Source organism: Hymenobacter sp. BRD128, from assembly GCF_013256625.1.
Lineage (GTDB): Bacteria > Bacteroidota > Bacteroidia > Cytophagales > Hymenobacteraceae > Hymenobacter.
Map to the genome: position 1 here is coordinate 1,881,298 of NZ_CP053908.1, position 24,530 is coordinate 1,905,827.

At 59.4% G+C, this 24,530-nt stretch carries 20 protein-coding genes; 8 read left to right on the top strand and 12 right to left on the bottom strand.

Going from position 1 to position 24,530, the window contains the following annotated elements; genetic code table 11:
• Positions 1-22 precede the first annotated feature (22 nt).
• On the bottom strand, positions 23-973 hold the full coding sequence (locus GKZ68_RS08250) for an alpha/beta hydrolase (RefSeq protein WP_173113112.1): 951 nt from the start codon (positions 971-973) through the stop codon (positions 23-25).
• Between the two features lie 81 nt (positions 974-1,054).
• Between GKZ68_RS08250 and GKZ68_RS08255 the strand changes: the two genes are divergently transcribed.
• Together GKZ68_RS08255 and GKZ68_RS08260 are read left to right on the top strand one after the other, a co-directional pair.
• A complete protein-coding gene (locus GKZ68_RS08255; RefSeq protein WP_173113115.1) occupies positions 1,055-2,944 on the top strand; it encodes a M2 family metallopeptidase in 1,890 nt (629 codons plus the stop codon).
• Positions 2,945-2,967: 23 nt separating this feature from the next.
• A complete protein-coding gene (locus tag GKZ68_RS08260) occupies positions 2,968-3,810 on the top strand; it encodes an alpha/beta hydrolase (protein ID WP_254244215.1) in 843 nt (280 codons plus the stop codon).
• 5 nt (positions 3,811-3,815) lie between these two features.
• Here the strand turns inward: GKZ68_RS08260 and GKZ68_RS08265 are convergent, their stop codons facing one another.
• A complete protein-coding gene (locus GKZ68_RS08265; protein WP_173113118.1) occupies positions 3,816-4,517 on the bottom strand; it encodes a GAF domain-containing protein in 702 nt (233 codons plus the stop codon).
• Positions 4,518-5,240: a pirin-like bicupin family protein gene (locus GKZ68_RS08270; protein ID WP_173113121.1), complete on the bottom strand. Its 723-nt coding sequence runs from the start codon at positions 5,238-5,240 to the stop codon at positions 4,518-4,520.
• Between the two features lie 377 nt (positions 5,241-5,617).
• Here GKZ68_RS08270 and GKZ68_RS08275 point away from each other — a divergent pair, with 377 nt between their 5' ends.
• Positions 5,618-7,405 carry an alpha-amylase gene (locus GKZ68_RS08275; protein ID WP_173113124.1) on the top strand — a complete coding sequence of 596 codons (1,788 nt, stop codon included), beginning with the start codon at positions 5,618-5,620 and terminating at the stop codon, positions 7,403-7,405.
• Between the two features lie 148 nt (positions 7,406-7,553).
• The gene (gene aspA, locus GKZ68_RS08280) at positions 7,554-8,963 is read left to right on the top strand and encodes an aspartate ammonia-lyase (protein ID WP_173113127.1); all 1,410 of its coding nucleotides are present in this window, start codon (positions 7,554-7,556) and stop codon (positions 8,961-8,963) included.
• Between the two features lie 115 nt (positions 8,964-9,078).
• On the opposite strand, the gene GKZ68_RS08285 is transcribed toward aspA, so the two are convergent.
• Entirely contained in the window at positions 9,079-9,648 is a 570-nt protein-coding gene (locus GKZ68_RS08285; protein ID WP_173113130.1) for a DUF3109 family protein, read from the bottom strand.
• A gap of 148 nt (positions 9,649-9,796) precedes the next feature.
• Here GKZ68_RS08285 and GKZ68_RS08290 point away from each other — a divergent pair, with 148 nt between their 5' ends.
• The 4 genes from GKZ68_RS08290 to GKZ68_RS08305 all read left to right on the top strand — a co-directional run bounded on the left by GKZ68_RS08290 (position 9,797) and on the right by GKZ68_RS08305 (position 15,256).
• Positions 9,797-12,043, top strand: coding sequence for an ATP-dependent helicase (locus GKZ68_RS08290; protein WP_173113133.1), 2,247 nt, complete (start codon positions 9,797-9,799; stop codon positions 12,041-12,043).
• A 43-nt stretch (positions 12,044-12,086) separates the two neighbouring features.
• On the top strand, positions 12,087-12,851 hold the full coding sequence (locus GKZ68_RS08295) for a DUF4290 domain-containing protein (RefSeq protein ID WP_173113136.1): 765 nt from the start codon (positions 12,087-12,089) through the stop codon (positions 12,849-12,851).
• 82 nt (positions 12,852-12,933) lie between these two features.
• The gene (gene murA / locus GKZ68_RS08300; protein WP_173113139.1) at positions 12,934-14,241 is read left to right on the top strand and encodes a UDP-N-acetylglucosamine 1-carboxyvinyltransferase; all 1,308 of its coding nucleotides are present in this window, start codon (positions 12,934-12,936) and stop codon (positions 14,239-14,241) included.
• A 355-nt stretch (positions 14,242-14,596) separates the two neighbouring features.
• Positions 14,597-15,256 (top strand): DUF4349 domain-containing protein, encoded by a 660-nt coding sequence (locus tag GKZ68_RS08305; protein WP_173113143.1) that lies wholly within the window; start codon positions 14,597-14,599, stop codon positions 15,254-15,256.
• Positions 15,257-15,313: 57 nt separating this feature from the next.
• On the opposite strand, the gene GKZ68_RS08310 is transcribed toward GKZ68_RS08305, so the two are convergent.
• The 8 genes from GKZ68_RS08310 to GKZ68_RS08340 all read right to left on the bottom strand — a co-directional run bounded on the left by GKZ68_RS08310 (position 15,314) and on the right by GKZ68_RS08340 (position 24,369).
• On the bottom strand, positions 15,314-15,652 hold the full coding sequence (locus GKZ68_RS08310; protein WP_173113146.1) for a phage holin family protein: 339 nt from the start codon (positions 15,650-15,652) through the stop codon (positions 15,314-15,316).
• A gap of 30 nt (positions 15,653-15,682) precedes the next feature.
• Positions 15,683-16,777 carry an agmatinase family protein gene (locus GKZ68_RS08315; RefSeq protein ID WP_173113149.1) on the bottom strand — a complete coding sequence of 365 codons (1,095 nt, stop codon included), beginning with the start codon at positions 16,775-16,777 and terminating at the stop codon, positions 15,683-15,685.
• 118 nt (positions 16,778-16,895) lie between these two features.
• Positions 16,896-17,534 carry a chemotaxis protein CheC gene (locus GKZ68_RS08320; RefSeq protein ID WP_254244216.1) on the bottom strand — a complete coding sequence of 213 codons (639 nt, stop codon included), beginning with the start codon at positions 17,532-17,534 and terminating at the stop codon, positions 16,896-16,898.
• 71 nt (positions 17,535-17,605) lie between these two features.
• Entirely contained in the window at positions 17,606-17,938 is a 333-nt protein-coding gene (locus GKZ68_RS22025; protein WP_254244217.1) for a chemotaxis protein CheW, read from the bottom strand.
• Positions 17,938-19,260: a chemotaxis protein CheA gene (locus GKZ68_RS08325; RefSeq protein ID WP_254244218.1), complete on the bottom strand. Its 1,323-nt coding sequence runs from the start codon at positions 19,258-19,260 to the stop codon at positions 17,938-17,940. Before GKZ68_RS08325 ends, GKZ68_RS22025 begins: the two co-directional genes overlap by 1 nt.
• 191 nt (positions 19,261-19,451) lie before the next feature.
• Entirely contained in the window at positions 19,452-19,832 is a 381-nt protein-coding gene (locus GKZ68_RS08330) for a response regulator (RefSeq protein WP_173113152.1), read from the bottom strand.
• A gap of 78 nt (positions 19,833-19,910) precedes the next feature.
• Positions 19,911-20,507 carry a chemotaxis protein CheW gene (locus GKZ68_RS08335; RefSeq protein WP_173113155.1) on the bottom strand — a complete coding sequence of 199 codons (597 nt, stop codon included), beginning with the start codon at positions 20,505-20,507 and terminating at the stop codon, positions 19,911-19,913.
• 61 nt (positions 20,508-20,568) lie between these two features.
• Positions 20,569-24,369 (bottom strand): HAMP domain-containing protein, encoded by a 3,801-nt coding sequence (locus GKZ68_RS08340; protein WP_254244219.1) that lies wholly within the window; start codon positions 24,367-24,369, stop codon positions 20,569-20,571.
• Positions 24,370-24,530 lie beyond the last annotated feature (161 nt).

Here is a 24,530-nt window from a genome sequence, read left to right on the forward strand (position 1 = left end):
CTACTCACTACCAACTGTTCACTCATTTTGTCAGCCAGCCGTTGGCATCCATCCAGTTTTGCAGGCGCTCTATCCACTGGTCTTTGGTAGTGGCGTTGTTCATACCGAAGCCGTGGCCGCCTTTGGGGTAGATGTGCAGCTCGGCGGGCACGCCGTGGCGGTGCAGGGCCTCGTAAAACACGAGGCTGTTTTGCACCGGCACCGTTTTATCATCCTCGGCGTGCACCAAAAAGGTGGGTGGCGTTTGGGCGCTCACTTGCAGCTCATTAGAGTACAGCCGCACCTGCGCCGGGCTAGCGGTGGCACCCACCAGGTTGTCGCGCGAGCCTTTGTGGGCGATGCTATCGGCGAAGCTGATAACCGGATACAGCAGCACCAGAAATGCCGGCCGCACCGAGGCCGGGCCGGGGTTATCGCCCACGGGCCGGGCAAAATGGGTGCCCGCCGTGGCGGCCAGGTGGCCGCCCGCCGAAAAGCCCATCAGGCCGATGCGCTCGGGGTTGAGGTTGTACTTGGGAGCCAACTGGCGCACCAGGCGCAGGGCCTGCTGGGCATCGAGCAGCGGTGCGATGCTTTTGTCGGGTTGGCTGCGGTCGTTGGGCAGGCGGTACTTCAGCACGAAGGCCGTAATGCCCATCTCGGCCAGGCGCTTGGCCACGTCGTAGCCCTCGTGGTCGATGGCCAGCCGGGCGTAGCCGCCGCCGGGACAAATAATAACCGACGTACCGTTGGCGCGGTCGCGGGCCGGGGTATACACCGTAAGCGTGGGCTGAATGACGTTGGAAATCCGCACGCCGACGCCTTCGGTCACGCTGGTTTCCTGCACTTGGCTAGGCTTCGAATCGGGGATGGCGCCCGCGTAAAGGGGCAGCACGGGCGCGGCCGTGCCGGCAGCCGTAGTTTGGGCGTGAAGGTGGGCGGTGGTAGTCAAACCGAAAAGACTTAAGGCTAGCAGCAGGGAGGAATTTTTCATAAGAGCAATTAATCAAACGAAACAAGCGGCCATAACGCCGGGAGAAGCAACAAGACACGGCAGCGGCCCTACCTTTCCCGCATGAAAACGCGCTATTCTGAATTTCGTTTTAGCTGGCCCTGGTCGGTGCTGGCCGCGCTGCTCACCGCCTGCGCGCCCACGGCAAAGGTACCCGTGGCTACCGTGCCACCGGCCAAGCCGGCTAGCCCCGTTGCCGCCAGGCAGCCGTCGGGCAATGTGCAAATTGATTTTAAAGACGCGGCCGACCAATTTCTGACTGAATACAACCAACAGTACGTGCGCCGCTACACCGAGGCTAGCGAGGCCGAGTGGACCAGCAACACGCACATCGTGCCCGGCGACACCACCAACGCCGGCCGCACCGCCCGCGCCAATGAGCGCATGGCCGCCTTCGCCGGCAGCAAGCAGATTATTGAAGAAATACGCGAGCTCTTAGCCCACAAAGACCAGCTTACCCCGCTGCAAGTCAAGCAGCTCGAAACGGCGCTCTACAACGCCGCCAACTCGCCCCAGACCGTGGCCGACCTCGTGAAGCGCCGCATCAAAGCCGAAGCCGCGCAGACCGAGAAGCTCTACGGCTTTACGTACACCTACGCCGGCAAGTCGGTGACGACCAACGACCTCGATGCGCTGCTGCGCACCGAAACCAACCCGCAGAAGCGCCAGCAAATCTGGGAGGCCAGTAAGGAAATCGGCCCCACGTTGAAGACCGGCCTGCTAAACCTGCGCGACCTGCGCAACCAGACGGTGCAGGCGCTGGGCTACCCCGATTTTTTCAGCTACCAGGCCAGCGACTACGGCCTGAGCCGCGACGAAATGATGGCGCTCGTGCGCAAGCTCAACGACGAGCTGCGCCCGCTCTACCGCGAGCTGCACACCTACGCCCGCTACGAGCTCGCCAAGAAATACCACGTCAAGCAGGTGCCCGACTACATGCCCGCGCAGTGGCTGCCCAACCGCTGGGGCCAGGACTGGGGCAGCCTGGTAACGGTAAAAGGCATCAACCTCGACGCGGCCATCGCCAAGAAGGGCCAGCAGTGGCCCGTGCAGCAGGCCGAGCGCTTCTATCAGAGCCTGGGCTTCCCGGCCCTGCCGGCCAGCTTCTACGAGAAAAGCAGCATCTACCCGCTGCCCGCCACGGCCAGCTACAAAAAGAACAATCACGCCTCGGCCTGGCACCTCGACCTCAACCACGACGTGCGCAGCCTGATGAGCGTGGAGCCCAACACCGAGTGGTACGAAACCACCCACCACGAGCTGGGCCACATCTACTACTACCTCACCTACACCAACCCCAACGTGCCGCCGCTGCTGCGCCAGGGCGCCAACCGCGCCTACCACGAGGCCATCGGCAGCATGATGGGGCTAGCCGCCCAGCAAAAGCCCTTCTTGGCCGGGCTGGGGCTGATAGCCCCGAATACCAAAACCGACCAGACCCAGCAGCTGCTGAAAGAGGCGCTGCAATACGTGCCGTTCATCCCCTTCGCCTCGGGCGTGATGAGCGAGTGGGAAAACGTCTTTTATGCCGAAAACCTGCCCGCCGACCAACTCAACGCCAAGTGGTGGGCGCTCTGCAAGCAGTACCAGGGCATGGTGCCCCCTAGCCCGCGCGGCGAACAGTTCCTCGACCCCGCCACCAAAACCCACATCAACGACGACCCCGCGCAGTACTACGACTACGCGCTGAGCTACATTATCTTATTCCAGCTCCACGACCACATCGCCCGCAAAATCCTGCACCAGGACCCGCACGCCACCAACTACTACGGCAGCCAGGAAGTCGGCCAGTTTCTACAAGACATTATGCGCCCCGGCAGCAGCCGCGACTGGCGCACCGTGCTCAAGGAAAAAACCGGCGAAGACCTTTCGGCCAGGGCCATGGTCGACTATTTTCAGCCGCTAATGGTATACTTGAAGGAGCAGAACAAGGGGCGGAAATACACGATGTGATGCGGCAATTCCATTTTAACTATTTGAATATCTGGCCAAAAATTTTCTTCAGCCAGCTGCTTTGGCTAGCCCTGATATTCGCTGCCAAGCAGGAGGTCAGCGCCCAAACCCCAGCTGCCCCGCTCTGCATCGGCGAAACCTTCTCGCTAGCCTCGAAAGTGCTGGGCGAAACCCGGCGGCTCAATGTGTACCTGCCACCCGTGTACCGCGACTCGGCCACGGTGCGGCTGCCGGTGCTTTACATGCCCGACGGGGGGCTAGCCGAAGATTTTCTGCACGTGGCGGGACTGGTGCAGGTGCTGGTGGGCAATGGCACGATGCGGCCCTTCATCCTGGTGGGTATCGAGAATACGCAGCGCCGCCGCGACCTCACCGGCCCCACTACCAATGCCGCAGACAAAAAAATAGCGCCCCGCGTGGGCGAGTCGGCCACCTTCCGGCAATTTATCCGCCGCGAGCTGATGCCGGCCGTGCGCCAGCGCTACCGCACCACCGCCGAAACGGCCCTAGTAGGCGAGTCGCTGGCCGGGCTTTTTACCGTCGAAACCCTGCTGCTGGAACCCGATTTATTTGATACCTACCTGGCCTTCGACCCCAGCCTGTGGTGGAACGACGGGCAACTGGTGAAGCAGGCCCCCGGCCTCGTAGCGGCCTACCGCGGCCCGGCCAAAACGCTCTACCTGGCCACCAGCAGCCAAGGCGACACGGCGGCCACGGCCCGGCTAGCCAGCCTCATTCGGGCCGCGCCCCGCAGCGGCCTCACCGCGTATTACGAGCCCATGCCGGCCGAAACGCACGCTACCATTTACCACCCGGCCGCGCTGCGGGGCTTCCGGCGGGTATTGGCCCCGCGCAAAGCCAAGTAAGCTGGCTAGCCCAGCCGGCGGGCCAGCACGCGGGCCACGCTTTCGAGCCGCTGGGTGATGGGACGCACCACCTCGGCGTCGCCGAGGTCAATGCCCTGGCTGCGAGTAGCCAGGTAGCGGGCCAGGGCCGCGTTATCGTCCAGGGCCTTGCTTAGCTCGTGCTGCGCGTCTTCCCACTCGGCCAGCTGGCCGGCGGCCAGGTAGCGGTAGCGCAGCTCAATAGTTTGGCTCACGAGGCCCGCTAGCCGGGTCAGCAGCTCGGCCTCGGCGGCCGAGAAATCGCGGGCTTCTTTGCCAATGATGGCGAGCATACCCATGCGCGAGTTGTCTTCGGCCACCAGGGCGGCGCCGGCGTAAAAGTTGAGCCCGATAGCCTGCGCCACGTCGGGCTTAATTAGCTCGCAGCTTTCGGGCTTGTAGTCGGATATTATTACCTTATCGGCGCTCAAAATTGCCGCCGAGCACATACTCTCGTTGCGCAGCAGGCCCGGGATACCAGTAGCCCCGGTCAGGGCCTTAAACCACACAAACTCGGCATCGACGAGCGAGATAAGCGCGATGGGCACGCTGAAAAGCTGCGCCGCCCACGCTACGTAATCGTCAAATATTTGCTCGGGCGTCGTATTCACAATCTGATACTGGTGCAGCGTGCGCAGGCGGGCAGCGTCGTGCGCAGGTATCAGCGAAGCAGGAAAATTGGTCGTCATCTAGTAATTCGCCTCGCTACCGGGCAGGTCAATCAAAATAAACTGGGCGTCTTTGGTGGCTTCGATATCGAGCACGTCTTCGGCGTCGAGGCGGGCCTGGTCGCTAGGCCCGAGCACGGTGCCGTTCACGGAGATACTGCCTTCCTTGACGTAGATAAAGGTAAGGCGAATGGGGAAAGTTTTGAACGTCAGCTTTTTTCCGCAGTCCAGGTTGCTCCAGTAAATGGTGCTGTTCGAGTTCATGTACACCACGTCTTCGAGCACGCGCTGGCCCGTTACGAGGGGCACCAGCTCGTTTTTTTTGCTTTTCAAAAAGCTCAGGTCTTTTTGCTCGTAGCTGGGAGCCAGCCCCTTCTGGCTCGGAATAAACCAGAGCTGGTAGAGGTGCAGGGGCTTGTCCTGGCGGTTCATTTCGCTGTGGGCCACGCCGGTGCCGGCCGTCATGCGCTGCACCTCACCGGCCGGAATGGCCGTGCGGTTGCCCATCGTATCCTCGTGGCTCACCTCGCCTTCGAGTACCAGCGTCACTATTTCCATCTCGGAGTGCGGGTGCTGCGGAAAGCCATTCTGCGGCGCTACCGTGTCGTCGTTGAACACCCGCAACGGCCCGAAGTGCATATTGCCCCGGTCGAAATAATCGGCAAATGAGAACAAAAAATACGAATTGAGCCAGGCTACGGGAGCGGCGTGGTGGCGGGCAGCGGCAGGAATATGAGCAAGCATAGGGACTTGAAAAAAAGGCGGGCTAGCCAGAAAAGGTAACCTGCAACGCGTATGAACTGCAAATTAGCCGTCGGGGTTACCTGAGTTTTGCGCGGCTAAGGCGGCAGCCCGGCGCTTACCATCAAATTATACAATATAATGCCTGGTTTTACCAAAGACGTCTTCCGCAAACGTTTGCAGAAGCATTACCCTACAAATCGGGCTTTAGCCCCTATATAAGGAATTAATTTGACGATAATGGTCCTTGTTTTACGCTAAATAATTCGAACAAAAATTGTCATCCGCTTTTAGTCATCATAAAAAAAGTCTAAATCTTATTGTGCGGTAGTGCGGGAATTTCGCTAACATTGCAGCGTCCTTTTTCCCACTCAAACCACATGTATACACCCCTACCCGGGACCACGCGCCTCGCAGGCGCGGCGGCCCTCCTGTTTTTAGCCGGCTGCGCCAAAGAGGCCGCCGCGCCCAGCACTGCCGCGCCGGCTAGCCTGAGCACCACCAGCAACGCCTCGGCCGTGCCGGGCACCATGATGCAGGGCTTTTACTGGGACGTGCCCCAGAGTACCAGCGGCCAGACCTGGTGGCAGGTGCTGAGCGGACAGGCCAGCGAGCTGAGCCAGGCCGGCATCACGGCCATGTGGCTGCCGCCAGCCTACAAGGGCGCGGCCGGCTCCAACGACGATGGCTACGGCGTATACGACCGCTACGACCTGGGCGAGTTCAACCAAAAAGGCTCGGTGGCCACCCGCTACGGCACCCTGGCCCAGCTGCAAAGCTGCATTAGCAGTCTCCACGGCAAAGGCATCCAGGTCTACGAAGACATGGTAATGAACCACTTCATGGGCGCCGATGCCCAGGAGAGCTTCACCTACAACGGCACCAACTACAACGTCTGGACCAGCTTTACCTACCCGGCCCGCGCCAATAAGTACAGCACCTATCAGTGGCACTACTACAATTTCAACGGCGCCCAGCAGGCTCCCAACAACGGCTGGTACCAGTGGAACCCCTGGGACTTTCAGCCCTATAACAACGGCGACGCCTACGACAACCTCATGGGCTGCGAGGTGCGCTACGCCGACCAGAACCAGGTCAACGAAACCATTAAGTGGGGCAACTGGATGACCACCACGCTGGGCCTGGATGGCTACCGCGTCGATGCCGGCAAGCACATGCTGACCTCGTTTCTCAACAGCTGGTTCGACGGCGTGAAAAGCTCACGCTTTGCCGTGAGCGAAGTATGGTTTAACAGCGTGAGTGAGTTGCAGAACTACATTTCGGCCACGGGCGGGCGCACGAGCCTGTTCGACGTGCCGCTGCACTACACGTTCAAGGCCATGAGCGACGGCAACGGCTCGTGGGACATGCGCGGGCTGGAGTTTGCCGGCCTCACCGAGGCCGACGGCGTGCACTCCGTCTCGTTTGTGGACAACCACGACACCGATAATTCGGGCGGGCTGTACTCACCCGTCGTCAACCTGAAGATGCTGGCCTACGCCTACATTCTAACCCGCGAGAAGGGCTACCCCTGCGTCTTCTACAAGGACTACTACAACTACGGCCTCGGTGCCCAGATTAAAACCCTGAACCTCATTCGGCAGGCGCACGCCTACGGAGCGGGCTTCGAGTACACCAGCGTCGATGATGCCGACGTGTACGCCTACTCGCGCGCCGGCGATGCGTCGCACACCGGCCTGCTGGTTATGCTCAACGATGGCAGCAGCAATGCCACCAAGACCATCAGCTCGCCCTTTAAGAATGCCACGCTAACGGACCTGACCGGCAACAACTCCAGCACCATCACTACCGATGCCAACGGCTCGGCTAGCTTCCCGGTCAACTCCCGCTCGTATTCGGTATGGGTGCCCAAGCCCACCACCAGCGTAACGTTTAACATCAACTACAGCAACACCGTGTCGGGCCAGAACCTCTACATCGTGGGCAGCACCGGCCAGCTAGGCTCCTGGAACACGGCCAATGCCATCCAGCTCAGCGGCGCGGCCTACCCCAACTGGACCGTGACCATCCCGCTGACTACCGGCATCGGGGTGCAGTACAAGTACTTCCGCAAAGATGGCTCGGGCAGCATCCTGTGGGAAACCGACCCCAACAACTCCCTCACCCCTAGCGGCACTACCCAGACCGTGACCGATACCTGGCACTGAGTCGGGCTTAACGCTTAACTAAGTAAACAGGAACGTCGTGCTGCGCTAGTCGCGGCACGACGTTCCTGTTTACGGGCTGGTATCTCGTAACGCTGCTCGGCCGGCGCGCAGCCCGCACCTTTGCGGCCGCAACCTTATTTCCTACCCCATGACCCCATCCACCCGCCTCGAACACGATTTCCTGGGCGAATTGCCCATTCCGAATGATGCCTACTACGGCATCCAGACCCTGCGCGCGCTCGACAATTTTCACATCACGGGCATTCCCATCAAGGTTGAGCCGTTATTTGTGCAGGCGCTGGCCTTCGTGAAAAAAGGCGCCGCGCTGGCTAATAAAGAACTCGGCGTGCTCGACCCGGCCATTGCCGATGCCATCGTGGCCGCCTGCGACCGCGTGACTAGCGGCGAGTTCGATAATCAGTTCCTGACCGACATGATTCAGGGCGGCGCCGGCACCTCGGTGAATATGAACGCCAACGAGGTAATCGCCAACGTGGCTCTGGAGCTGATGGGCCACCAGAAGGGCGAATACCAGTACTGCCACCCCAACAACCACGTCAATTGCTCGCAAAGCACCAACGACGCCTACCCCACCGCCTTCCGTATCGCGCTCAACAACAAGCTGGCCGGCTACCGCGATATGCTCTCGCAGCTAGCCGACGCCTTTTTTGCCAAGGGCAATGAGTTTCAGAACGTGCTCAAGATGGGCCGCACCCAGCTCCAGGATGCCGTGCCCATGAGCATGGGCGACGAGTTCCGGGCCTTTGCCACCAACCTGCGCGAAGAGCTGCTGCGCATTGATGACTCGCGCCGGCTCATTGCCGAAATCAACATGGGCGCCACCGCCATTGGCACCCGCGTCAACGCGCCCGAGGGCTATCCCGAACTCGTGACCCAGCACCTGCGCCAGATAACCGGCCTCGACCTGAGCCTGGCCGGCGACCTCATCGAGGCCACCTACGACACCGGCGCCTACGTGCAGCTCTCGGGCGTACTCAAGCGCACAGCGGTGAAGCTGAGCAAGATATGCAATGATTTACGCCTGCTTTCATCCGGCCCGCGCTGCGGCATCAACGAAATAAACCTGCCTGCTCTGCAACCCGGCTCCAGCATCATGCCCGGCAAGGTAAACCCCGTGGTGCCCGAAGTGGTGAACCAAACGGCCTTTTACGTTATCGGCGCCGACCTCACCGTGACGATGGCCGCCGAGGCCGGTCAGCTTCAGCTCAACGTGATGGAGCCGGTTATCAGCTTCGCGCTCTTCACCAGCATCTCGTACATGACCAACGCCTGCCGCACGCTGCGCGAAAAATGCGTACTTGGCATCACCGCCAACGCCGAGCATGCCGCTAGCATGGTTTACAACAGCATCGGCATCGTAACTCAACTCAACCCCGTACTCGGCTACGAAGCCAGTGCCAGCATTGCCAAAGAGGCCCTAGCCACCGGCAAATCGGTGCACGACATCGCCGTAACCGAGCGCCGCTTATTGACCCAGGAGAAATGGGACGAGATTTTCACGTTTGAAAACCTTATCCGGCCGGTGTTTATGAAGTAAAAACGGCTGTCCTGCTGAACCTGCGAAGCATCTTTTCACGTCCGAACGACTTGTTTGGCGGTGAAAAGATGCTTCGCAAGTTCAGCAGGACACCTATCTTCTATGCAGGTAATCGCTAGACTGTCGGGTTCTCAATCTCCCTGGCTAGCTCGGCGTACCACTCAGCGCCGTACTTGCGCTCCAGCGGCTCCTGCAAAAACTTATACACTGGTACCCCTAGCTTGGCCCCGAAGGAACAGGCCGGCGAACAGATATCCCAGCGGTCGTAGTTGAGCGCTTCGAAGCCCTCGTATTTGGTGATGCGAATCGGGTATAAGTGGCAGCTAATCGGCTTCTTAAAGCTAGTGGCGCCGGCCAGATAAGCCTGCTCGATGCCGCACTTCAGAATGCCGCGCTCATCGTAGAGCGCGTAGGCGCACTCGCGGTCGTTGATGGTCGTGGTGCTGTAGTCGCCCTCCCAGTCTTCGATATAAAGCCCCTGGGCCGCAATAGCTTGCTTGCCGGCTTCGGTCAGAAAGGGTTCAATCTTGGGGTACTCGTTCTTCAGAACTTCCAGCTCGGCCAGTTCCAGCGGCGCGCCAAGGTCGCCCTCCACGCAGCAGGCGCCCTTGCAAGCCTCTAGGTTGCACACGAAGAAGTTTTCGGCCACATCGTCTGAGATAACGGTATTTTGGATAACAATCATGGGATGGCGCGAATTTATCGGCGATAACAAGCGGTTAGTAACGAGCGGCGCGGCGATGGCTTTGCCAAAAGCAGTAGCACAAAGATACCGCCCTGCCCCCGCCCAACTTATCTTTGTCAGCTAGCCGCCCACGGGGCGGCCTCTTCGTATGGCTTTAGATTATCACGCTCTTTTAAACCACTCGCAGGCTGCCGCCGTGCTCCAAACGGAAGGCCCCTGCATGATTATTGCCGGCGCCGGCTCGGGCAAAACCCGGGTGCTCACGTACCGCATTGCGCACCTGCTCGAACAGGGCGTGGACCCGTTCAACATCCTGGCCCTCACCTTCACTAACAAGGCAGCCAAGGAGATGCGCGCCCGCATTGAGAAGGTAGTCGGCCCGCAGGCCAAAAACCTGTGGATGGGCACTTTTCACTCCGTCTTCGCCAAAATTCTGCGCTCCGAGGCCGAGCGCATCGGCTTCCCGCGCTCGTTCACCATCTACGACACGCAGGATAGCAAGACCCTCATCGGTCAGATTGTAAAGGAGTTGGAGCTAGATGACAAGCTTTACAAGGCCAGCACCGTGCTCGGCCGCATCTCGGCCGCTAAAAACAAGCTGATTTCGCACGCGCAGTACCTCAGCGACCCCGTTATCAAGCAGGATGATGAGGCGGCGCTACGGCCCAAAATTGGCGTAATTTATCAACAGTATCAGCAGCGCTGCTTCAAGGCCGGCGCGATGGATTTTGATGACCTGTTGTTTCAAACCAACGTCTTGTTCCGCGACCATCCGGATATTCTGAATAAATACCAGAATAAATTTCGGTTTGTGATGGTAGACGAATACCAGGACACCAACTACTCGCAGTATTTAATCACCCGCAAGCTAGCCGCTAAAGAGCGTAATATCTGCGTGGTAGGCGACGACGCGCAGAGTATTTACGCCTTCCGCGGCGCGGATATTTCCAACATTCTCAACTTCGAGAAGGATTATCCCGAGCTGAATGTATTTAAGCTGGAACAGAATTATCGCTCTACTAAAAATATTGTGTGGGCGGCTAACTCAGTTATTAAAAATAACCAGCAGCAACTGCGCAAAAACGTATTTTCGGATAACGAAACCGGCCATTTAATCGAAGTAATTAAGGCTGCTTCTGATAATGAGGAGGGCAAATTAATTGCCCAGTCGATATACGAGGACAAGATGAACCAGCATCTGTCCTACGACGATTTTGCCATCCTCTACCGTACCAACGCCCAGAGCCGGGCAATGGAAGAGGCCCTGCGCAAATTAAATATCCGCTACAAGATTGTGGGCGGCCTGAGCTTTTATCAGCGCAAGGAAATCAAGGATTTAGTGGCGTATTTGCGCCTCACGGTAAACCCTAACGACGAGCAGGCACTGCGCCGGGTAATTAATTATCCCAAGCGCGGTATTGGGGATACTACCATTAGCAAGTTAATTAATTCAGCCGAGGAAGCCAACCACACCATTTGGGAAGTGGTGAGCAACGCCGACCAGTTTTTGCCGGCTAGGGTGTCAAATCCCGTGGTGGGCTTTGCTGAGAAAATAAAGAGTTACACCGTAGTAGCGGGCAAGGAAGACGCCTTTGAAGCAGCCAAATTCATTGCCAAAAACTCGGGCATGATTGAGGAATTGTACGCCGATAAGAGCATCGAAGGCTTATCGCGCTACGAAAACATTCAGGAACTGCTCAACGGTATTAAAGAATACGTGGACGACCCCGAGCGCGAGGATAAGTCGCTAGGGGCCTTTTTACAGGATATTGCCCTCGTCACGGATTCCGACCTGAAGGACGCCGCCCAGGAAGGCGAGGCCGTGACGCTGATGACCATTCACTCGGCTAAAGGCCTGGAATTTCGCAACGTATACATCGTGGGCCTGGAGGAAAACCTTTTCCCGAGCCAGATGATGATAACCTCGCGCGCCGACCTAGAAGAAGAGCGCCGGCTATTCTACGTGGCCATCACGCGAGCCGAGAAAAAGCTGACACTCAGCTACGCCACCTCGCGCTACCAGTGGGGCAACCTGCGCTCGTGCGAAAAGTCACGCTTCCTGGATGAGATTGACCCGCAGTATCTTAACGTGAAATTTGCGGCCGGTCCGGTGGTGAGCGACACGCCCGTGCAGCACGTATTTGAGCGGCGCTCGAACCTCGTGGCCGCCCCGGTGCGTAAGACGGTACCAACCAAGTACGTGGCCCCGGCCGACTTCCAACCCTCCGACACGAGTAACTTGCAGGCCGGCCAGCGCGTCGAGCACGCCAAATTTGGCTTTGGCAAGGTAGCTACGCTCGAAAAGCAGAACGGTACCGTGAAGGCGATTATTCAGTTTGAAGAAGTTGGCGAGAAAACGCTGCTGCTGAGCTTTGCCAAGCTGCGGGTATTATAGATTTTATTTTTGCGGCCCGGGCTAGCCGGGCTGCCCTAGTTCCATGACGGAAACTCCTTCCCTGCCCTTCCACCTGCAACTGCTGGTGCGCGAATATGGGCAAAGTACTTACCAGCTCATCCAGGGCCTGGCCCAGATTGAAGACGTGGCCGAGCGCACGCGCCGCGCCGCCGGCATCGTGCAGCTCATCTTGCGCCTGCGCCCCAGCCTGCGCGAGCAGCCCGATATTCAGACCCGTCTTTGGAACCACGTGCATGCCCTGGCCGGCACCGAGGTGACCCTCGATGCGCCCGTGCCCCTCACCCCGCCGCGCCTGCACACCGAGCGCCCCAAGCGCGTGGAGTACCCGCGCCAGGCACCCAAGCTCAAGGCCTACGGCCGGGGTATTGAAGCGCTCATTGCCAAGGCGTTGACCATCGAGGAGGGGGCCGAGCGCGAGCAGGCTGCCGCCCAGATTGGCCGCACGATGAAATTTCTCTATCGCCAGCATAATAAGGAAAACGCCAAGGACCTGACTATTATCCGCCACCTAGCCGAGCTGTCGGGTGGGCAGCTAAAGCTGGATGCGCAGGCAGTGGCCGACCAGGGCTTGTTTGAACTGGCGAACGTGCCCGCCACGGCTAGCCCTAGCCAGCAGCCGGCCCGCGCCACGAGTGGCCAGGGCGGCAATCGCTTCGAGGGCAACCGCGACCGGGATAACCGCGAGCGCCGGGCCGACCGTCCCGAAAGCGGTCAGGGCAACGGCAAAAAGCGCGATAAGAAGCGCAACAAGAAATTTCGCTCCGAGCCGCAGCAGCCGCCGCAGTAGCTTTGCGGCTTGATTGAGCCTAGCGGTATTGAGCGAAGGCCGATTGATAATTGCTCATTTGTTAATTGATAATTGAAACAGCATGGCTGCATTTGAAGTACGCGGCGGACGGAAGCTGCACGGGGAAATTATTCCTCAAGGAGCTAAGAATGAGGCGCTCCAGATTCTGTGCGCGGTTTTGCTCAGCCCCGAGCCCATCACCATCAGCAACGTGCCCAATATCCGGGACGTGAATAAGCTCATTGAGCTGCTGCGCGATATGGGCGTGAAGGTGGGCCAGCTAGCCCCCGACACCTACATGTTTCAGGCCCAGGACGTGCGCCTCGACTACCTCGATACGCCCGAGTTTGTGGCCCAGGCTCGCGAGCTGCGCGGCTCGGTGATGATACTAGGCCCGCTGCTGGCCCGCTACGGCCGCGCCCAGCTACCCAAGCCGGGCGGCGACAAAATCGGCCGCCGGCCGCTCGATACGCACTTCGTGGGTCTCGAAAAGCTCGGCGCGCACCTCACCCTGGAAGGCACTGATTTTTACCGCATGAGCGTGCCGGCTGGCAAGCTGCACGGGGCATCCATGCTGCTCGATGAGGCCAGCGTAACGGGCACCGCCAACATCGTGATGGCAGCCGTGCTGGCTGAAGGCACCACCACCATCTACAACGCGGCCTGCGAGCCGTATTTGCAGCAGCTGTGCCGCATGCTGGTGCGCATGGGCGCTAAGATTCAGGGCATTGGCTCCAACCTACTCACGATTGAGGGCGTGGCTAGCCTCGGCGGCACCGAGCACCGCATGCTGCCCGATATGATTGAAATCGGCTCTTTCATCGGCCTGGCGGCCATGACGGGCTCGGAAATCACTATTAAGGATTGCCAGATTCCGGAGCTCGGCATTATCCCCGATACTTTCCGCAAGCTGGGGATTCAACTGGAGTTTCGGGGCGACGACATTCACGTGCCGGCCCAGGAGCGCTACGAAATCAGCACCTACCTCGACGGCTCTATCCTCACGGTGAGCGACCACACCTGGCCGGGCTTCACGCCTGATTTGCTGAGCATTATCCTCGTCATCGCTACTCAGGCCAAGGGCACGGTGCTCATTCACCAGAAGATGTTCGAGTCGCGCCTGTTCTTCGTGGACAAGCTCATCGACATGGGTGCGCAGATTATTCTTTGCGACCCGCACCGCGCCACCGTTATCGGCCTCAACCGCCAGAAGACGCTGAACGGCATCACCATGTCGTCGCCCGACATTCGGGCCGGCGTGGCGCTGCTCATTGCGGCATTATCGGCCGAGGGAACCAGTAAAATCCTGAACGTGGAGCAGATTGACCGCGGCTACCAGAATATCGACGAGCGCCTGAATGCGCTCGGCGCCGATATTCGGCGGGTATAATAGTCAGTTTTGATTTGCTCAAAAAGCCTGGCCGGAAGCGGTCGGGCTTTTTTGTGGCCGGTGGGTTACCCAATTCAGGAAAGTGGATAAAGCCTCAGCTGCGTGGCTATTCCTTCCCATCAAAATTACTACCCAATGAAATATTCTATTTTTTTCAGCCCTGCTTGAGCTAGGGTTAGCCGGATGCAGCTCCGCCCCGCAGTCTGCTACGCAAGCCGAGGTAGATGAGCGGCCGGCGACTAGTACCCAATCGACTAGCTCGGCATCCACTACGCTCACCGATACCACATTGACACCTGCGCCGACTTCCACTGAGGCTAGCCCGACTTCTACAATTCCTAGCGCGGCCCGCTCGGTGGCCTACCAAGGCGAAATAAACCTGCAAGTTGATAATTTTGAGCAGGCTACGAGCAGCATCAACCAAGTACTCGACCAGTATGGCGCCTACCCTAGCGCCGCGCACCAAACCCGCGCCAATGGTCAGCACTACCAGGAAATGACCCTGAAGGTACCTGCCACCGATTTTTTACACGTGGTAGCCGCGCTGGCTAAGCTCGGCCGCATCGATACCAAGGACATTTCCTCCACCGACATTACGGCCGAGTTAGTAACCCTGAACACTCGCGTCAATGCTGGGCAGGCCACCGCCGCCAGGTATCGCCAGCTGCTAGCCAAGGCGACCAGCCCCGCGCAACTGCACCAGTTCGAAGACCAGAACCGACAAGTGCAAGCCGCGCTGGCCGCCGATAAGGCCCGGCTCCAGCAACTGGGCCTGGGCACGCAAGAGCTGTGGGCCACGCTGCATCTGCGCTACACCCAAACGCTGCCTACTACCGAACCGAGCACCCCGCTCCCGGCTTTCGCGCCGCAGTTTCTAGCATCTTTCAATAATGGCTGGACATTTGTGCTGAATATACTAGTGGTGCTCACCAACTTGTGGCCATTGCTGCTACTGGGAGCCGTGGTCTGGCCAGTCCTGCGCTGGTGGCGCCGTCGTCATCCGGCCGAGTATTAGCCACGAAAAAGGCCTTCCGCACGGAAGGCCTTTTCGTTTACCGGCGGCTAACAACCGTTAGTCCATTATCATATCTACGACTGACGTTACCAGCGAGAGGGCCAGGCTGAAAATCAGCGTGCTCACGAAACCAGTCACGGCAAAGCTGGTCATCAGGTAGTCGGCTAGCTTAACGATGATGACGTTGATAATGAGCAGAAAAAGCCCTAGAGTCAGCACCGTAATCGGGAAGCCAATAATCTTCAATATTGGCTTCACGGTGGCATTCAGCAACCCTAACACGATAACCAGGATGGCCGCGCTGCCCACGCCATCGAGGCGCACATTGGGCAGCACCTGGGCTAGCCCATAGGTGAGCACGGCCGTAAGAATGAATTTGAGAATGATTTTGCCCATGAGCAAGCGTGGTGAAAGAGTGAGAAGGGATTATTCGGGGCTTTCTACGCCTTTCGCGGTCAAACGGCCCTGCGAAACGGCCATCCAGTTGCACAGCTGATAGAGCAGGCGCGCGCCCACAATGCCGTTCCAGTCCGTATCGCCGGGCGCTACTTCATTGAGGTCCAAGCCGATAATGGTGCGACCCGAACGCACTATCATGCGCAGCAGGTAGGTAGCTTCCTCAAACTCCAGGCCACCGGGCACGGGCGTGCCGGTGCCAGGGCACAGCTTGGGGTCGAGGCCATCGATGTCGAAGCTGAGGTATACTTTTTGGGGTAACTGGGCAATGATTTTGCCGCACACCTTCTTCCACGACTTCTTAGCGAACTTCTCCTCGCTCATAAACCGCTGGCCAAATAAGGCAATACGGCCCACCGAGTGGGCAATGAGGTCGGCCTCCTGCTGGCACATATCCCGAATGCCTACCTGCACCAATTTCTTCACCTGCGGCAGATGCAAAGCGTTATACATGATGCTGGCGTGCGAATACTGGAAGCCTTCGTAGGCCGGGCGCAGGTCGCAGTGCGCATCAATTTGCAGAATACCAAAGCCATCGGGGTGGCGCTCGGCCAGCGCGTGCAGGAAGCCTAGCGGCGTGCTATGGTCGCCTCCCAGCACGGCTACTACCTTACCCTTATCGAGCAGGGCGCCGGTTTTTTGCTTCAGCCAGTGCAGCAGCTTGTCGCCTTCGGCCGTGATGCGGGCGGGCACGCCGCCGTGCTGGGCCGCGCCGGCCGCCGGCTGGCCTTCTTCGAGCCAGTTGATGTATTCGGCCGCCAAGGGGCGCAGCTCACGGCTGGTTTGGGCAATGGCTTCGTCCTCGTCTTCCAACGCCAGGCCGAGCTTCCAGGCGTCGGGCAGGTCAGAGTCATAGAGGTCAACTTGCAAGGAAGCTTCGCGAATGACTGCGGGGCCCTGGGCAGTGCCGGCGCGGTAGCTCACGGTCACTTCCCACGGCACGGGCACCACCACTACCTGCGCCTCCTCGGGCGTGAAAGGCAGCCCAAATAAGCCGCCAGCGGCATCACCGAGGGCATTGGGGTCGAAATTGGCAATTTTTTGCGCGAGAGTGGAGTCGGACACGGGTAAAAAAGAACACCAAGCGGCTAGCGCTTGGTGAGTGAAAAATAAACAAATTTATCCTTGATTTACAGGCAGAAGGCCAGTCAGCAAAAATCTATAAATCAAGCAGTTTTTTTAGTTATGCTGCCGACTGGGTCTTGCCCAGAAAATCATAAGTACGAATAATTTCCAGGATTTTCTCAAACGTGGCGCGGTCGAAAAACAGCATCAGCGGGAGCTCAACCGAGTTTTCCTTGTCGGAGAACTGCGTAATAACCGAAAAAATAAGGGGCTGCAATGCTTCCGGGTCGGGCATCAGGCTGTGCAGCGCTGTAGCCAAGTCGCCGGTTGGAGCCATTGGTGGCGCACCGTAGATGTTGGCTTTCAATATGTTAGCTAACTGTGTTACCAAAGCGCCCGTAATGATGTTGCTGATTTCCAGCAGCAACGACTCCTGCAGCTCATTCAGCTGCAAGGTGTCGGGCACGTGCATACGCAAGCACACCCGCGACAGCCGCTGAATGTGCTGCCCCGAGAAAAACATGAAGGTGGAGCCGTTAAAATCGCCCCGGATATCGCTCTGAATGGCCACGTAGCGCGTCTGGTAGTCGCGCACCCGCTCGATGATGCTGCTACTGGGCAGCAGGTCCAGGTTGGGCACTTCCAGCATCACGCGCTCCTGCGCAATCACCGCAAAGCTGTCGGCCGCCCGGGCCAGGCCGATGTTGAGAATTTCGCGAATAATATCGCGCTCTAACTCATTCATTGATAAATTCATAACGACTTAGTTCGTAACAACGGCGCAGGGGCTGGCAAATTAATACGGAAAAGGGCAGGAAGCAGCTAAAATTAAGGTCGTTTGGCCAGAAACAGTCGGGTTAGCGCCGGCACGTCGAGCACCAGGCATAACTGCCCGTTGCCCAACAACGTAACGCCACCAAACAAATCGATGGTATCCAGAGGCTTGCTCAGTGATTTAACTACAATATTTTGCTGACGCAAAAACCGGTCGATAAGTAAACCTAGCCGACGATTATTATAGCTCACCACCAGTATCTGGTGCAAGCCACCTTCGGGCGGCAGGTCGGCGCGGGTAGCAAGGGGCAGCTGCTCATCGCCTTCCGAATAGAGCAACTGCCGCAGTGGCACCAGCGGCACGTTCTCATCCTGAATCCGGGTCATCAGCAAGCCCCCACCGCAAAAATCTGGTCGTTGGGCAGGGCTAGCACCGTATCGGTATGCAGCAGCGGCACAGCGTAGGCACGCTCATCAAGCTCGATAAGCAGGGCACCTTTTACGGCAATGGACGTGGGCAGCACCAGCGTAAAGGTGGTGCCCTTGCCCAGCTCGGAGCTTACGCGCAGGCGCCCTCCCAGCGAGTCGATGGCCAGCTTCACCACGTCGAGGCCCACGCCCCGGCCCGAAATATCAGTGATTTTCTCGGCCATCGAAAAGCCAGGCTCAAACAGCAGCGCCCACACCTCCTGCTCGTCGAGCACGGCGGCGGCCTCGGCCGTTAGCATGCCTTTGCGCACGGCTTTCTGGCGCACGGCTTCGGTATCGATGCCCCGGCCGTCGTCCTGCACCTGGATGAGCACATCGTCGCGCTCAGTAAGCGCGGTAATGGATAGCTTACCGACAGCCGGCTTGCCAGCGGCCTGCCGGGCTTCGGGATTTTCGAGGCCGTGGCTCACGGCGTTGCGCACAATATGGAGCAGTGCATCAGTAATGAGCTGCAACACGTTGCGGTCAATCTGCACATCCTGGCCGGCCAGGGTTAATTCGACCTGTTTATTTTCAGCTGCGGCCACGTCGCGCACCACGCGCGGAAACTTGTTCAGTAGCACCCCGGCGCCTACCAGCCGCACATCCATAACGGAGTACTGCAAGTCGTCGGAAATGCGGAACAGGTGCCGGGCCGTGGCTTGCAGGGCCGGGTGGCCCAGCTCGGCGGCTAGGGTCAGAATACGGTCGCGGTCAATTACCAGTTCGCCCACCAAGTTAAGCAGGTTATCGAGCTTCTTGACGGGAATATAAACCAGGTCCGACAGCTCCAGCTTGCGGGCGGCGTCGGTTTCGGCTTCCTCTTCGGTTGGGGCAGGTCGCGTTTCTACGATTTCTTCGCCCTGAATAAGGTGGTCGAGATTTTCGAGCAGCGACTTGGCGTCGCCCGTTTCCTGGCCCGAGCCCACGGCCCGAATCATGTTGCCCAGAATATCGACGGCCCGGAACGTGAGGGGCACCAGCGAACCAGTGAAACTTCGCTCGTTGCTGCGAATCTGGCCAAACAAGGTTTCCATCTTGTGCGCCACCTCCCCCATGTCCACAAAGCCCATTGCGCGGGCGTTGGCTTTGAGGTTGTGCATGAGCCGGAACAGCTCGTTGAGCGCCGCCACATCCTGCGGGTTGCGCTCGAGCTCGCTCAGGTGGCGCGACATGGCGTCGTAATATTCCAACGCCTCGGCCATAAACAGCTCCCGATATTCTTGTTCGCGCGCTGTCATGGCCTGCTAATCAATGGATAACTACCAACAACTGGCCGCGTGTGCGCCGGCAGCCAGCCCGCTAGGGCTAGCGAGCCGAGGCAACCGGGCTTTAGCACCCAGCTGCATTGCGCAGGAGAAATAAAAAACAGCAAAATGGTAGTTCTGACGGGCATTCAAACAACGGCTGGCCCAGCCGCTGGCAACCAAAATTAGGCGGGTGAACCGTCGCCCTGCAGGGCGCTACCCACGATTTCGAGTACCCGCTCTTCCGAGAAAGGTTTTACGATGTAAGCGAGCGCGCCATTTTCAATGGCCTCATTCACAATAGTTTCCTGGCCTACGGCCGAGCACATTACTACTTTGGCATCGGGCTGCTGCTGGCGGATGCCCTTGAGCACGTCGAGCCCGGTGTTGTCGGGCAGGATGACGTCGAGCGTAATTAGGTCGGGGTTAGTAGCTACTGCCATTTCGAGAGCCTGCTGGCCGTTGGCGGCTTCGCCTACCACGTCGTAGCCCGCATCGGTGAGCATATTCTTGAGCATCGTCCGCATGTAGAACGAGTCATCGACGATGAGAATGCGCTTATTCATGTACAACTGAGTCTGAGAGAGTGAAATAAGAAAGATGGGCCGGTAACTGCCAGGAGCCACCGCTTGGCCCCTCTACGGCTATTTCCCGGCCGAGGGTGCATTGGTGGCCGGCGCCCCTTTGGCTGCCGCCCGCCCGGTAGGGCTGGCGGCTTGCCCCGGCAGGCGCATAATCTCGCTAGGGCTGAGCAGCTTGGGCATATCCAGCACGATAATCACTCCCTGCTGGCCGGGCAATTTGGCAATGCCTTCCAGGTATTTTTCGCGCTGGCCGCTGTCCTGCACAAACTCGGGCGCCGGCTCAATGGCACTCACCGGAACGGTGACCGGGCGGGGCACTTCGCGCACTATCAGGCCCAGCGTATAGTCGGGCGCCTCCACGGCTACCGTGTAGGAAAACTCGGGCACCGGCCGGCCGGCCGGCCGCAGCTGAAATCGCTCCTCCAGGTCAACAACGGCAATAATATCGCCGCGCAGGTTGGTAATGCCCTTAATAAAGAGCGGAGTTTTGGGCATGCGCACCACTTCGGGCGTGATGGTTACTTCCTTCACCTGTTCGATGCGGATGCCGTAATCCTCATCGCCCAAGCGAAAAACAATCAGCTGGACAACGGCCTCGGGGGCCGCCGGCGCAGCCCGGCCCGAGGAAGTAGCCGGACGGGAAGCAGAATCAGCCATTGATTAATTTAATAAACGCAAACGGAGTGATAATTCGAGTGAGCAACGGGGCTAGCCCCTGCTACTTGGCCTTGGCCTTGGCGCGCGCGCGGGTTGGCTCGGCGCCATTCTCGGTGGTTTTAGTGGCTATGTCCCCAGCACCAGATTTGGCGCGGCGCACCATCTTTTTGGCCGGAGCTGCCTCGGGAGCGGCGGTTGTGACCGGTGCGTCGCGGCGCGGGCGGCCATTGCTGGCGGCGCGGTTGCTTTCGATTGTCACTGGTGGCGGGGGGCTGGCGGTCCGGCGCGACTGGGCAGTGCGGCCAGGCTTAGCGGCAGCAATTGGCGCCGCTTGCACCGGCGCTGAGGTAGCAGCCGGCTTAGCGGAAGCTAGCGGGCGGCGCAATACCCGGCGCTGCGGCTCGGGCTCGGGTTCGGGCTCCGGCTCGGGGGCGTAGTCGAAGAGCTGGAAGGTTTCGAGGCCGTCCTGCAAGTCGTCGGCAATGTCGGAGAGGCGTTGCGAAGAGCTGGTGAGCTCCTGCATCGACGAGGAGAGCTGGCGGGCCGTGCCGGCCACTTGCTGGGTGCCAGTGGCCGTTTGCTCGGCGATAGCTACTACTTCCTCCACGTACTTCACCACATCGCCAATCGAAGTCTGCTGCTGAGCCGTGGCCGTGAGAATGTCGCGCGAGCTGCGCAGCGTCTCGCCACTGCTGGTGGCAATGTTCTTAAAGGCCGCGCTCGCCTCGAAAGTGGCGTTTTTACCCCGCGATACCCGGTCCTCCATCGCGCTGATGGCGCTGGCCGCGCTGGTGGTGTCTTTACGTACATCTTCCACGAGCGTGGCAATCTCGTTGGCCGACTTGCGCGAGCCTTCAGCCAGCTTGCGGATTTCCTCGGCTACTACCGCGAAGCCACGACCAGCCTCGCCGGCGCGGGCAGCCTCGATGGCAGCGTTGAGGGCCAGCAGGTTGGTTTGCGAGGCGATGTCGGTAATTACGCCCAACGACTTGCTGATTTCCTGCGAGCGGGTCGAGAGGACCTCGATGGTGCGCGAGGTCTGGGTAGCCGCACTGGAGATTTCCTCCATGTTTTTTACCACCTCGGCTACCGTTTTCAGGCCCTGCTGCGAGGTTTGCTCACCCATGATTGCTGACTTGTTCACCACGTCGGCCTTGTTGGCCGTTTCCTTGGTAACAGTCATGATTTCTTCAATCAGCTTGAAGGCCTGGTCAGTTTTCAAGGCCTGGTTCTGGGCGCCTTCGGCCATTTGCTGCATGGCCAGGGCCACGTCAACCGTCACGCGGCTCATCTCCTGGCCTTTGTCCACCATCTCTTCCGACGATGTGCCCACTACCTGCGCCGAGTCGTTGATTTCGCCGAGTAGCGCGTTCAGGGTTTCTACGGCTTGGTTGAGCGAATTCGACATCGAGAGAATGTCGCCCGTCGTCTGAATCTCCACCATCTGGGTCAGGTCGCCTTCCGAGATGGCGCGCACCACGCGGCTTACTTCGAGTACCGGCAGGGCAATGCTTTCAATCAAGGCATTAAGCGTGTCCACGAGTTCTTTCCACGAGCCCGATACGCCGCCTACCGTGGCGCGCTCGGTGAGCTTGCCCTCGGCACCCGCTACGCGGGCCACACGGCTTACTTCCGAGGCCAGGCGGTTCAGGTCGTCCACCATCCGGTTGATGGTCTGGGCCAGGTCGGCCACCTCCCCGGCGGCTTCCAGCGTCAGCTTCTGGGTCAGGTCGCCCTGCGATACGGCCGTTACTACTTTCACAATGCCCCGCACCTGAATGGTAAGGTTGGTGGCCATCGTGTTTACGTTGTCGGTCAGGTCTTTCCACACGCCGCTCACGTTGGGCACGCTGGCCTGCCCCCCCAGCTGGCCTTCGGTGCCCACCTCCAAGGCTACGCGGGTTACTTCGCCGGCGAAGATGTTGAGCGAGTCCACCATCTGGTTGATGTTGTCCTTGAGGTCGAGCAGCTCGCCCTTCACGTCTACCGACACCTTCTGGCTGAGGTCACCCCTGGCCACGGCGGTGGTCACGTTGGCGATGTCGCGCACCTGGCTAGTGAGCGAGGCCGCCATCGTGTTTACGTTGTCGGTCAGGTCTTTCCAGGTGCCTTTCACGTTGGGCACCACAGCCTGGCCGCCGAGCTTACCGTCGGTGCCTACTTCGCGGGCCACGCGGGTTACTTCGTCGCCGAATACGTTCAGCGAGTCCACCATCTGGTTCAGGTTTTCCTTGAGCTGGAGCAGCTCGCCGCGCACGTTCACCGTGATTTTCTGGCTCAGGTCGCCGCGCGATACGGCGGTGGCCACGTTGGCAATGTCGCGCACCTGGCTGGTCAGGTTCGAGGCCATCGTGTTCACGTTATCGGTCAGGTCTTTCCAGGTGCCCGATACGCGGGGCACGTTGGCCTGGCCGCCCAGAATACCCTCGGTACCTACCTCCCTAGCCACGCGGGTTACCTCGCCGGCGAAGATGTTGAGCGAGTCTACCATCTGGTTCAGGATGTTTTTCAGGTCAAGAATCTCACCCTGCACATCCACCGTCATTTTCTGACTCAGGTCACCCCTAGCCACGGCGGTGGCTACGTTGGCGATGTCGCGTACCTGGCTCGTCAGGTTAGCGGCCATCGTGTTTACGTTGTCCGTCAGCTCTTTCCAGGTGCCGCCGACGCGGGGCACCACGGCCTGGCCGCCCAGCTTGCCCTCGGTACCCACCTCGCGGGCCACGCGGGTTACTTCGTCACCGAAGATATTGAGCGAGTCCACCATCTGGTTCAGAATATTCTTCAGCTCCAGAATCTCGCCCTTCACATTCACCGTCATTTTCTGGCTTAGGTCACCCCTAGCCACGGCGGTGGCTACGTTGGCGATGTCGCGCACCTGGCTCGTCAGGTTAGCGGCCATGTTGTTTACGTTGTCCGTGAGGTCTTTCCAGGTGCCCGATACGCCCGGCACGCTGGCCTGCCCGCCCAGTTTTCCCTCGGTGCCCACGTCAAGGGCCACGCGGGTTACCTCGCCGGCAAAGAGGTTGAGCGAGTCCACCATCTGGTTGAGGTTCTGCTTGAGCTGCAGCAGCTCACCCTTCACGTCGACCGTCATTTTCTGGCTCAGGTCACCCCTAGCCACGGCGGTGGTCACGTTGGCAATGTCGCGCACCTGGCTGGTGAGCGAGGCGGCCATCGTATTTACGTTGTCAGTTAGCTCCTTCCACACGCCGCCCACGTTGGGCACCACGGCCTGGCCCCCTAGCCGGCCCTCGGTGCCAACTTCCTGCGCCACGCGGCTTACCTCCCCGGCAAATACGTTGAGGTTGTCGATGGTGCGGTTGATAGTTTCGGCCATCACCTTGAAGTCACCCGACACCGGAATCTGGAAGCTCTCGTCGAGGTTGCCCCGGCTGATGTTCTTCAGTACCTTGCCTACTTCCAGTACCGGCACGGCGATGGAGTCCACCAGGCCGTTAATATTATTGAGCATGTCGCGCCAGAAGCCGGCGGCCCCGTCGGCCGAGGCGCGGGCCTTCAGGTTGCCCTCCACGCCGGCCACCTTCGAAATGCGCGACACCTCCCCGCCCACGCCGCCAATCATTTCCACCATCGAGTTGTAGGCCTCGGCGATTTCGGAGAAGATGTCGTCGTTTTGCTTGGTCAGCCGCACCGACACGTCACCTTTCTTAAAAGCATCGAGCGCGAAAAGCACACGGTTGAGCTGCTCGTTGACGTAGTCGGTGTCGGTGAGCCCCACATTGCGGCGGATACCGCGTTTGCGGGTCGTATTGTCGTCGGCAAACGTACCGGTTTCGTCGAGGCGGACTGCGTCGTCGGAATCAATTACCGGAGCCGGGGATTTCTTGGCGGAAGCCATGCGGAAAGGAGGCAGTGAGGGTGGGGCGAGAGGTAGCTCGCAGTGGAGACTAACAAAAGTAGGGCCGCCGGGCAATCCGGCAATGCGAATCGGCCCGAAGGTAGCGAGCGGCTGCAGTTGGCGCCGACCGTGCATCTTTGTGCCCGCTTTTAACTTTTCGG

Bases quoted from the DNA above. Each gene is read 5' to 3' on its own strand.
- murA (WP_173113139.1), top strand. From the start codon at position 12,934: ATGGCTGCATTTGAAGTACGCGGCGGACGGAAGCTGCACGGGGAAATT.
- GKZ68_RS08250 (WP_173113112.1), bottom strand. From the start codon at position 973: ATGAAAAATTCCTCCCTGCTGCTAGCCTTAAGTCTTTTCGGTTTGACT.
- GKZ68_RS08310 (WP_173113146.1), bottom strand. From the start codon at position 15,652: ATGGGCAAAATCATTCTCAAATTCATTCTTACGGCCGTGCTCACCTAT.
- GKZ68_RS08290 (WP_173113133.1), top strand. From the start codon at position 9,797: ATGGCTTTAGATTATCACGCTCTTTTAAACCACTCGCAGGCTGCCGCC.
- GKZ68_RS08275 (WP_173113124.1), top strand. From the start codon at position 5,618: ATGTATACACCCCTACCCGGGACCACGCGCCTCGCAGGCGCGGCGGCC.
- GKZ68_RS08325 (WP_254244218.1), bottom strand. From the start codon at position 19,260: ATGACAGCGCGCGAACAAGAATATCGGGAGCTGTTTATGGCCGAGGCG.
- GKZ68_RS08295 (WP_173113136.1), top strand. From the start codon at position 12,087: ATGACGGAAACTCCTTCCCTGCCCTTCCACCTGCAACTGCTGGTGCGC.
- GKZ68_RS08255 (WP_173113115.1), top strand. From the start codon at position 1,055: ATGAAAACGCGCTATTCTGAATTTCGTTTTAGCTGGCCCTGGTCGGTG.
- GKZ68_RS08320 (WP_254244216.1), bottom strand. From the start codon at position 17,534: ATGAATTTATCAATGAATGAGTTAGAGCGCGATATTATTCGCGAAATT.
- GKZ68_RS08340 (WP_254244219.1), bottom strand. From the start codon at position 24,369: ATGGCTTCCGCCAAGAAATCCCCGGCTCCGGTAATTGATTCCGACGAC.
- aspA (WP_173113127.1), top strand. From the start codon at position 7,554: ATGACCCCATCCACCCGCCTCGAACACGATTTCCTGGGCGAATTGCCC.
- GKZ68_RS08330 (WP_173113152.1), bottom strand. From the start codon at position 19,832: ATGAATAAGCGCATTCTCATCGTCGATGACTCGTTCTACATGCGGACG.
- GKZ68_RS08335 (WP_173113155.1), bottom strand. From the start codon at position 20,507: ATGGCTGATTCTGCTTCCCGTCCGGCTACTTCCTCGGGCCGGGCTGCG.
- GKZ68_RS08270 (WP_173113121.1), bottom strand. From the start codon at position 5,240: ATGCTTGCTCATATTCCTGCCGCTGCCCGCCACCACGCCGCTCCCGTA.
- GKZ68_RS08285 (WP_173113130.1), bottom strand. From the start codon at position 9,648: ATGATTGTTATCCAAAATACCGTTATCTCAGACGATGTGGCCGAAAAC.
- GKZ68_RS22025 (WP_254244217.1), bottom strand. From the start codon at position 17,938: ATGACCCGGATTCAGGATGAGAACGTGCCGCTGGTGCCACTGCGGCAG.
- GKZ68_RS08265 (WP_173113118.1), bottom strand. From the start codon at position 4,517: ATGACGACCAATTTTCCTGCTTCGCTGATACCTGCGCACGACGCTGCC.